We start from the raw sequence: 9048 nt of genomic DNA, 5'->3' as shown, positions 1-9048 counted from the left end.
TGATACCGGCACATAGCGGATACCGGCAAGAGTGCCTACGATGCGGGCAGCGTGTCTATGGACGACTACTTATCTAACTGCGATAGCCCTGGGGGCACCCTTCTATGCAGCCGAACGGATCTATTCGCTGACCCTGTCCCGCGACGACAGCGCCATTACCCTCGCGGCGACTCCCTTCGGTCCCTGCAAGGACCAGTACGGCGGTGCCCGGGCGGCGCTGGGCACCATCAGCCTGCCGCTGTCGAGTCGCAGTCCCTTGCCGGCCCCCTTCGAACAGATTTCGGTGATGGAGACGCCGCTGTGTCGGTAGCCCAGTCGTTAGCCCAGAGCTATTCCAGTGCAAAGGGCACCTCGCCGGCCTCATGGGCCAGCAGCCACTGTTTGCGGCCGATCCCGCCTGAATAACCGGTGAGCCGACCGTCGCTGCCGATCACCCGATGGCAGGGCACCACGATGGCCAGCGGGTTCTTGCCGTTGGCGGCTCCCACGGCGCGCTGGCCGCCCTTGCAACGCAGTTGCTCGGCGATCTCGGCGTAGCAACGTGTCTCGCCGAACGGGATGGTGGCCAGCGCCTGCCAGACGCGCTGCTGGAAATCGGTGCCCTCTGGCGCCAGCGGCAGGTCGAAGGCCTGGCGCGTGCCGGCGAAGTACTCGGCCAGCTGGTTGCGGGCACGCTCGGTGAGCGCATTGGGGCGGGCCGTCTCGTCGGCCTCCATGACAAAGGCGATCTCGGTGAGGCCGGTAGTCGCGACCCGCAGGCGGATCAGGCCCAGGGCCTCGGTCTCCGGTGGCTGATAATAGTCCAGGGCGTCATCACTCATCGGCTTGGCTCCTTGGTTCTTGCGATGGGCGTTCTTGAGACCAGAGTTGCAGGGTCAGGTAGCTGCGCCAAGGGGAGGCACGCGCTGGATCGGCGCCGTCGAGCCGGGGCAGCGCCCGGCGTAGGCCGGCATCGCCGGCCAGCCAGATATCGGGGTGGCCGGTGCCGCGCAGGGCCGCATAGTCAGCTGTCCAGGGGCCGATGCCCTTGAGTACTGTCCAGGCGGCCGGGTCGTCGCTCGCTTCCCCGCCAGCGTACCAGGCCGCGAAGCGGCGCAGGGTCTCGCGGCGCGACCCGGGCATGGCGAGGAAGATCAGGTCGCTACTGGCGATGGCGGCGGACGTGGGGAAGCAGCGGTATCCGTCGCCGGCCGGCTCGCCGAGTTCCGCCACCAGGCGGCTGACCAGCCGGCGGGCGGCGCCGATCGCGACCTGCTGGCCGAGGATGGCCCGCACGCCGGCCTCGAACGGCGACCAGACGCCGGGCAGGCGCAGTCCCTCGATCAATGCGAGGCCGGGCAGGGCGCGGCCCAGATGAGCCTCGATGGTGGCGGTGTCGGCGTCCAGGTCGAGCAGGCGGCGGATGCGTCGCACCACCGGGGCCAGCGCGCGCAGGTCATCGAGCTCGAGGCGGACCCGAAAGGCTTGACGATCCGAGTCGTGCTCGGCAGTGAAGCGACCCGTCGCCGCCTGCCAGCGGATGCAGCGGCCGTAGTGCCGCTCGCCGACCCATTCCAGACCCTCGATGGCGCGGCTGGCATGAAAGTCGCGTAGCGGTCCCCAGGCATAGGGTGGGCGATAGGCCAGCTGCAGCGTCAGGCCCTCGCCGGCAACCCCGGCCCGACGGCGCAGGTCCCGGGGCGCCAGGCCGATGCGAGTGCGAAACGCGTCGTTGAAGCGGCGCAGGCTACGAAAGCCGCTGGCGTAGGCGATGTCGGTGACCGGCAGCGTCGTCTGGTGCAGCAGCAGCTTAGCGAACAGGCACTGGCGGTGTTGGGCGTAGGCCTTGGGCGAGACGCCGATGCGTTGCTGGAAGAGCCGGCGCAGGTAGCGCTCGCCGATGCCCAGCCGGTCGCAGAGCGCCGTCAACGTCGCCTCCTGCAGAGCGCCATCGTCGATCAGCCGCAGGGCACGCTCCAGTGTCGTGTGGGTACCGCGCCAGGCCGGCGAGTCCGGGGCGCTGTCCGGCCGGCAGCGCAGGCAGGGGCGAAAGCCGGCCTCCGCCGCGGCCAAGGCACTGTCGAAGTAGCGCACGTTGCGCTCATGGGGAGGCGTCGCCGGGCACACCGGCCGGCAATAGATGCCGGTGGTGGTCACACCGACGAAGAAGCGGCCGTCGAAGCGGGCATCCCGGGCCAGGCGGGCCTGGCGGCACTGGGCGGTGTCCACCATGGCGGTGCTCCTCAAGATGAGTTCCGGGCTTCCAGTGTATCGCCTGGGGCAGCGACGACTAGCCGGAATCGGACCTTGAGGGGCGCAGGCCCGGACCGTCCTCAGCCGCCGGCCCGGCGTCCGGGCGTGTCGCTGATGGTGTTCCTTCACGGTGGTTATTGGCAGGCCCGGGAACTTGCTCGGCGATGTAAGACGCATCTGGGAGAGGTGGACGTGATCAGTGTGAAGAAGACACATCACTTCTCGGTACTGGAAACGCTGGATAAGGGGGAGCTGGCTAAAGTGTCGTGCGCCAAGAGGTGATGCTGGTAACGCTGCACCTGGCGATACTGACCGACAGGGCGGGTTCTCGGATGGGAGAAAGAAGACTCGCCCCGTGAGACAATTTCTTAATGTCCTGGTGAAAAAAATGTCCAACCTGTCTCGATACGGGGAGGGAATTGCTTCCAATTACCGTAAAAGGACCGAGGTGGATCGTTGGCTCCCCGGGCTGCCTTGCGTCCTTGCCACTTTTCTGGGGGCCTGCTTGACTGGCCCTTGCTCCCGCTAACGGATGGAATTTCGGCATGTCCCAACCGCTGACCCGCCACAATCGTGCCCGCCAGGTACTCGACGAGATCGCTGCGGCCAATGTCCCGCTCTCCGACCAGGACCGGGCGGCAAAGTACGCCAAGCTCGCCGAGTCGCCCTATCGCTTCTTTCGCGGCACCAACCATCTCTACTGGCGGGACGTCTGGCACGACTGGCGCTTCGCGCTGTTCGGCGGTTTGCCGGAGACCCAGACCTGGTTGCAGGGCGATGCTCACGCTTACAACTTCGGCGCTTACGGCCATCACGATGATGCCGTGCGCTATGGCATGGACGATTTCGACGACGCCATCATCAGCGACTACCAGTATGACCTGTGGCGCCTGGCCATCAGCCTGGTCCTGGATGCCCGGGAGAATACGGAGCTCTCGGGCAAGGGGATTCGCAAGGCGCTCAAGGCGCTGGTCACCAGCTACCATGATGAGTTGGCCCACCACGTGGAGGGCGAGGTGCCCGGTGCGGTGACCCTGGCGACCGCCAAGGGGCCGCTCGAGCCCTTCATGAAGAAGGTGGCCAAGAAGAAGAGCCGGAGGAAGATGCTGGACAAGTGGACCCAAGTGACGGATGACGGCCGTCGCTTCGCCGAGCGCCCCGACAAGTTGGCGGCCCTGCCGGCGCACCTGGCCAGCCAGCTGCGCAAGGCCGTCGAGGAGGAGTACCGCCAGACCCTGAGCGTCGCACCGGCCGAGGCGGAGGCCGATCATTTCCGTGTCAAGGACATGGCCCGGCGGCTCGATGCCGGCACCGGCTCGCTGGGCCTGGAGCGCTACTATGTGCTGATCGAGGGCGGGCAGGAACACGAGCACGATGACGTCATCCTCGACGTCAAGCAGCAGGCCCCGCCGGAGGGCTGGCGGCTGATGGACGGCGCCGAGAAGCGTGCCTGGCGTCGCGCCTTTCCCCACGAGGGGATGCGACATGCGGCCGCCTTCACGGCCATCGCCGAGCACCCCGACCGCTACCTGGGCTGGCTGCACCTCGGGGACATGGTGTTTTCGGTGCGCGAGCGCTCGCCCTACAAGGAAGACTTCCCGACCCACAAGCTCGATGGCGCCAAGCCCTATCGCAAGCTGGTCAAGCAGTGGGGACGCATCCTGGCCCGGGAACACCTGCGCGGTGCCCATGCCCTGAGCCCCGAAGACCCCGGTCGCTTCGCCCGCGCGGTCGGTACCTGTGTCGAGGAGCGACTCGACCTTTGCGTGGAGATGGTGACCACCCTGGCGCTAGGCTACGCCGACTGCGTACACCAGGACTATTGCACCTTCCAGGCATGGAATGACGCTGGCTCGGAACAACGAGTCCATGCCACGAGCGATTGAGAGCGCTGCCCGCCACGGTTCTGGCCATGTGAACTACGCTTGAAAGCAGGCCAACCAGGCCCTGCCCATATCCGGAAGACCCGAAAGGAGGCATCTCATGACACGCTTTATCTCTACCGCCAAGGGCTCCTCGTGCTCCATCGCCGTCACCTTGCTGCTTGCGGCTGCCCCCGCCCTGGCCAATGAAGGCCATGACCTCACCTTCGCCGGCGATGGCACCTTCTTCGGGCCGCACGGCGGCCAGGCCATCCAGGTGGCGGTGTTCGACGTGGTGGCCGGGGAGGTCGTGGCCACCGAAGAGGGCCAGGTGGGGTCGAACGAGCCGCCGGCTTTCTCCTTCACCTTCCCCGGCGTGCTGGAGGAGGGCAAGCTCTACGACGTTCACTACTGGATCGACTCCAATTTCGGCGGCGGCAGCGAGGGTAGCTGCGACCCGGTGAACGTGGATCACCAGTGGCGGGTTGCTCTCACGGACATCACCGAGCCGGTCAGCCTCGAGGTGGCCCACGACCCGTCCGTGCAGGCGCCCGTCTGCACCAGCTTCGAAGAATAGTCACGTCGCTTCTCCCCCCTTGGACAAGCGCGCCCCCCGGGGGGACACTTTCGGACTCGATCCATTAAGCGAGTCCACATCATGAGCGACTACCTGCTGGAGGAGCCCGGGCTCAGCCCGGGCAAGATCTATCGCCTGCTCTCGGGAAGCATCTGCCCCCGGCCCATCGCCTGGGTCTCGACCCGTGACGCAGCGGGCAATACCAACCTGGCGCCTTTCTCATTCTTCAACGTGGTGAGCGTCAACCCGCCAGTGCTTGGCTTCTCGCCGCTGCTCGATGGCGACGCCAACCCCAAGGATACTATCCGTAACCTCGACGAGGTGGCGGAGTGCGTGGTGCACATCAGCGGCGAGGGACTGGTCGAGGAGATGAACGCCACCAGCGCGGGGCTGGCGCGCGGCGAGGACGAATTTGCCCATGCGGGCCTGGAGAAGGTCGCCATGCCGGGTGTCTCGGTGCCGCGGGTGGCCTCGGCGCCGGTGGCCTTCGGCTGCCGGCTTCGCGAGATCGTCCGCTTCGGCGACCAGCCCCTGGCCGGCAACCTGGTGCTGGCCGAGGTGGTATCGATCCATATTGACGACGCCCTCTGGGACGGCCGCCACGTGAGCATCGAGGGGCTCAGGCCCATTGGGCGCATGGCCGGCAATGACTATGCCCGCACCACCGATCTCTTCGAGGTGGTGCGCCCAGCCTCGGGCAGCGCTATGAGCCGCCAGGCGCGCGGTGGCTGAAGGCCGCTCCTAGGAGAGATTGAGCCGGTCGGCCAACTCATGGAAGTCGTCGGCCACCAGATCGAAGCGGGGATCGACGGACAGGTCGGGCGTGGCGTCGGGGCCATGCTCCAGGGGGCGTCTGACGAAGGCGGTGCGGAAGCCCTCGCGGTGGGCGGCCTGGAGATCGTCCTGGTGGGCGGCGACCAGCATGATCCGCTCGGGAGGCTGGTCGAGCAGGCGGGCGGCCATGCGGTAGACCTCGGGGTCGCGCTTGTAGTGGCCGGCGAGCTCCGCCGAGAGCACGCAGTCCCAGGGCAGGCCGGCCCGCTTCGCCATGTTCACCAGCAGCGAGATGTTGCCGTTGGAGAGAGTGGCCAGCACGTAGCGCTCGCGCAGCCGGGCTAGGCCGGTCACGCTGTCCGGCCAGGGATCCAGGCGGTGCCAGACACGGTTGAAGGTCTGCCGCTCTGCCTCGTCGAGGGCGTTGGCGATGCCGAATGCCTCGAGCAGGCGGTCGAGGGTCATGCGGTGCAGGTCATCCAGGCGCGTCCAGGGCAGCTCGCCGTGGCGGACCCGGTCCATGGCGGGTGCATAGTCGCCGCGCCAGGCATCGGCGAAGGCCGCCCAGTCCACCGTCAGGCCCAGGCGCTCGCCCATCGCCTCGCCCTCGCTGATGACGCTGCTGCGCCAGTCCACCACGGTACCGAAGACATCGAAGGTCAGGGCCTGGACGTCGGCCAGGCCGGCAGGCCGTTGCGGCATGACGGATGCCCCTCAGCGATAGGTATCCTGGTACAGCTCGCGCAGCTGGTTCTTCTGCACCTTGCCCATGGTGTTGCGTGGCAGGCTATCGGTGAAGAAGACCCGCTTGGGCTGCTTGTACTTGGCCAGCTGGCCCTGCAGGTGGTCGAGCACCCGCGCCTCGTCCAGGTTTGCCCCGGGCTCGGGCACCACGACCGCGGTCACGCCCTCGCCCAGGTCGGCGTGGGGCAGGCCGATTACCGCGGACTCGTGGACGCCCTCCAGCTCGTCGATCACCTGCTCGACCTCCTTCGGATAGACGTTGTAGCCACCGGAGATCACCAGGTCCTTGTCGCGGCCGACGATGTGCACGTAGCCGCGTTCATCGACCACCGCCAGATCGCCGGTGACGAAGAAGCCGTCCTCGAGGAGCTCCTCACGGGTCTTCTCGGGCATCCGCCAGTAGCCGACGAAGACGTTGGGCCCGCGGATCTCCAGCATGCCGATCTCGCCCTTCGGCACCGACTCATGGGTCTCGCGGTCGGTGATGCGATACTCCACGCCGGGCAGCGGCATGCCCACGGTACCGGCGCGGCGCTCGCCGTCGTAGGGGTTGGAGAGGTTCATGTTGGTCTCGGTCATGCCGTAGCGCTCGAGGATGGCATGGCCGGTCTTCTGCTCGAACGCCCTGTGGGTCTCGGCGGTCAGCGGCGCCGAGCCCGAGACGAACAGACGCATGTTGGCGGTGACTTCCGGGGTCAGGCGCTCGTCGGCCACCAGCCGGGTGTAGAAGGTCGGCACGCCCATCAGCACCGTACCGCGCGGCATCTCATCGAAGATCACATCGGCGTCGAACTTCGGCAGGAACAGCATGCTGGCGCCGGCCATCAGGGTGACGTTGCAGGCCACGAAGAGGCCGTGGGTGTGGAAGATCGGCAGGGCGTGGATCAGCCGATCCTCCTCGCTGAAGCGCCAGATCTCGGCCAGGGTGGCAGCGTTGGAACCGAGGTTGCGGTGGGTGAGCATGGCGCCCTTGGAGCGCCCGGTGGTGCCCGAGGTGTAGAGGATCGCCGCCAGGTCGTTGTCGTCGCGTTGGACGATGTCCTCGCGGGGCGTGGCCTTGTCGGCCGCTTCCATCAGGCTGCCATCGGCCGCCGTGCCTAGGGTGGCGACCTTCGGGCAGCCGGTGTCGGCGGCGATACTGCGTGCGTTCTCGGCATCCCCGGGCCGGCAGACGAACAGCGCCGGCTCGGCATCGGCGAGGAAGTAGTGGATCTCCTCCCCGGTGTAGCCGGTGTTGAGCGGCAGGTAGACCCCGCCCACGCGCAGGGTGGCCAGGTAGAGCAGGATCGCCTCGGGGCTCTTCTCGACCTGCACCGCCACCCGGTCGCCCGGCGTCACGCCAAGCTCGATCAGGGCGCCGGCCAGTCGCGCGGTGGTGGCCAAGGCCTCGGCGTAACGATAGCCGCGGCCCTGGCGGGTGGTGATGAAGTCGGCGTCGCCGCGCTCGCGCATACGCCGAGCGAAAGTGGCGAAGAGGTTCTGGTTCATTTGGCGGTTTCTCCCTTGGCCAGCTTCCTGGCCTTGCGGACGAGGTCCTTGACTCCACTCGACCGGGCCACGGTGGCGTTGGCGGTGTAATTTTCGTGGTTGCGCTCGATGTCGTCGAGCACATAGAGATAGTTGACCATCAGGCCGGCGCCCTGCTTGAGGCCTTTGGCCGAGACGTCGCCCAGCCAGTTGATGCGATGCAGCTCGGCGCCGTTGCCCAGGTGGAAGCGGGCCACCGGGTTGAGGGGCAGTCCACGGGCATTCTTCTCGTCGACCAGGTAGCGGGCGGCTAGCGGCTTGACCACCGCCTTGAGTCGCTTGGCCCGCTCGGGGTCCTCGTGCCAGTCGGGCGCCTGCATCTCGTCCAAGGTCTCTCGCACCGCTTCGGGCAGGGCTTCATCCTCACGCTGTTCGGCCAGCCACTGGCTGAAGCCGGGCACCGGCGAGAGGGTGACGAAGTGCTTGAGCTGGGGCAGCTCCTGCTTGAGCTCCTGGACGACCTGCTTGATCAGGAAGTTGCCGAAGGAGATGCCGCGAAGGCCGGCCTGGCAGTTGCTGATACCGAAGAAGGCCGCGGTGTCCGCCTCCTCGGGCTCCTCCACGCCGCTATCCTTGCCGACACTCTCCCCAGACAGGATGGGCTGGATCTGGTCGGGCAGCCCCCTGTGCAGGGCCACCTCCACGAAGATCAGCGGGTCATTGCCGATCGCCGGGTGGAAGAAGGCGAAGCAGCGCCGGTCCCGGGCATCGAGGCGACGGCGCAGGTCGTTCCAGTCACGGATCTCGTGCACCGCCTCGTAGCGGATGATCTTCTCGAGTATCGAGGCCGGGGTGTCCCAGTCGATGCGCTTGAGCATCAGGAAGCCGCGGTTGAACCAGGAGCCGAACAAGTGGGCGAAGTCGGCATCGATGGCCGAGAGCTCGGGATGCTCGCGCAGCAGGCCTAGCAGGTCCACGCGCATCTGTACCAGCTCGACGGTGCCACCGCTGGTCAGGTTGAGACGGCGGATCAACTCCTGTCGGCGCGGCTCGCAGGCCTCGAACAGCACCTCCAGGCTGTCGTTGTCACGCTGCTCGGCATAGCGCGCGTAGGCTGCGTCGATCTCCGTCGGCTCGGCGGCGAAGTCGCTGGCCAGCCGCTCGAAGAAGCGCAGACGCTCTTCAGGCTCCAGGCGCTGATACATGCCCAGGGCACGGCTGGCCAGGGCAATGCTCGAGGCCTCGCCGTCGCTCGCCAGGAGGCGCTGGCAGGCATCCAGCAGGCGGCGGTGATCCGGCGGCGTCCCGTCGCCCTGGCGGCTGCGCAGCAGGGCGTCGCGATGGGTGATCGACTGGAACATCTCCTGCAGGAAGGTCATGTTCATGGTGGTG

General features: G+C 67.2%; 9 protein-coding genes. 4 read left to right on the top strand and 5 right to left on the bottom strand.

All coding sequences use genetic code 11. From position 1 onward, the window contains the following. Window positions 1–40: 40 nt before the first annotated feature. Complete coding sequence (locus BMY30_RS12240; protein WP_089714081.1) at window positions 41–310, top strand: hypothetical protein; 270 nt, start codon at window positions 41–43, stop codon at window positions 308–310. A gap of 19 nt (window positions 311–329) precedes the next feature. Here BMY30_RS12240 and BMY30_RS12235 read toward each other — a convergent pair whose 3' ends face one another. Further along, window positions 330–821: a methylated-DNA--[protein]-cysteine S-methyltransferase gene (locus BMY30_RS12235; protein WP_089714079.1), complete on the bottom strand. Its 492-nt coding sequence runs from the start codon at window positions 819–821 to the stop codon at window positions 330–332. After that, window positions 814–2211 (bottom strand): DNA-3-methyladenine glycosylase 2 family protein, encoded by a 1398-nt coding sequence (locus tag BMY30_RS12230; protein ID WP_089714077.1) that lies wholly within the window; start codon window positions 2209–2211, stop codon window positions 814–816. The genes BMY30_RS12235 and BMY30_RS12230 overlap by 8 nt, the downstream gene beginning before the upstream one ends. 566 nt (window positions 2212–2777) lie before the next feature. On the opposite strand from BMY30_RS12230, the gene BMY30_RS12225 reads away from it, so the two are divergent. The 3 genes from BMY30_RS12225 (at window position 2778) to BMY30_RS12215 (ending at window position 5403) form a co-directional block, all read left to right on the top strand. Beyond that, on the top strand, window positions 2778–4118 hold the full coding sequence (locus BMY30_RS12225; RefSeq protein ID WP_089714075.1) for a DUF2252 domain-containing protein: 1341 nt from the start codon (window positions 2778–2780) through the stop codon (window positions 4116–4118). A 97-nt stretch (window positions 4119–4215) separates the two neighbouring features. Next, window positions 4216–4671 carry a hypothetical protein gene (locus tag BMY30_RS12220; RefSeq protein ID WP_089714073.1) on the top strand — a complete coding sequence of 152 codons (456 nt, stop codon included), beginning with the start codon at window positions 4216–4218 and terminating at the stop codon, window positions 4669–4671. Between the two features lie 81 nt (window positions 4672–4752). Continuing rightward, window positions 4753–5403: a flavin reductase family protein gene (locus BMY30_RS12215; protein ID WP_089714070.1), complete on the top strand. Its 651-nt coding sequence runs from the start codon at window positions 4753–4755 to the stop codon at window positions 5401–5403. 9 nt (window positions 5404–5412) lie between these two features. Here the strand turns inward: BMY30_RS12215 and BMY30_RS12210 are convergent, their stop codons facing one another. From BMY30_RS12210 to BMY30_RS12200, 3 genes are read right to left on the bottom strand one after another with little or no spacing between them, the layout of a single operon-like run. After that, on the bottom strand, window positions 5413–6147 hold the full coding sequence (locus BMY30_RS12210; protein WP_089714066.1) for a haloacid dehalogenase type II: 735 nt from the start codon (window positions 6145–6147) through the stop codon (window positions 5413–5415). A 12-nt stretch (window positions 6148–6159) separates the two neighbouring features. Continuing rightward, complete coding sequence (locus tag BMY30_RS12205; protein ID WP_089714064.1) at window positions 6160–7677, bottom strand: malonate--CoA ligase; 1518 nt, start codon at window positions 7675–7677, stop codon at window positions 6160–6162. Further along, window positions 7674–9041 carry a malonyl-CoA decarboxylase gene (locus BMY30_RS12200; RefSeq protein WP_089714061.1) on the bottom strand — a complete coding sequence of 456 codons (1368 nt, stop codon included), beginning with the start codon at window positions 9039–9041 and terminating at the stop codon, window positions 7674–7676. Before BMY30_RS12200 ends, BMY30_RS12205 begins: the two co-directional genes overlap by 4 nt. Between the last annotated feature and the right edge of the window lie 7 nt (window positions 9042–9048).

The sequence above is a fragment of the Halomonas daqiaonensis genome, from assembly GCF_900109725.1.
Taxonomy (GTDB): domain Bacteria; phylum Pseudomonadota; class Gammaproteobacteria; order Pseudomonadales; family Halomonadaceae; genus Halomonas; species Halomonas daqiaonensis.
This window is presented reverse-complemented; position numbering and strand designations above follow the sequence as displayed.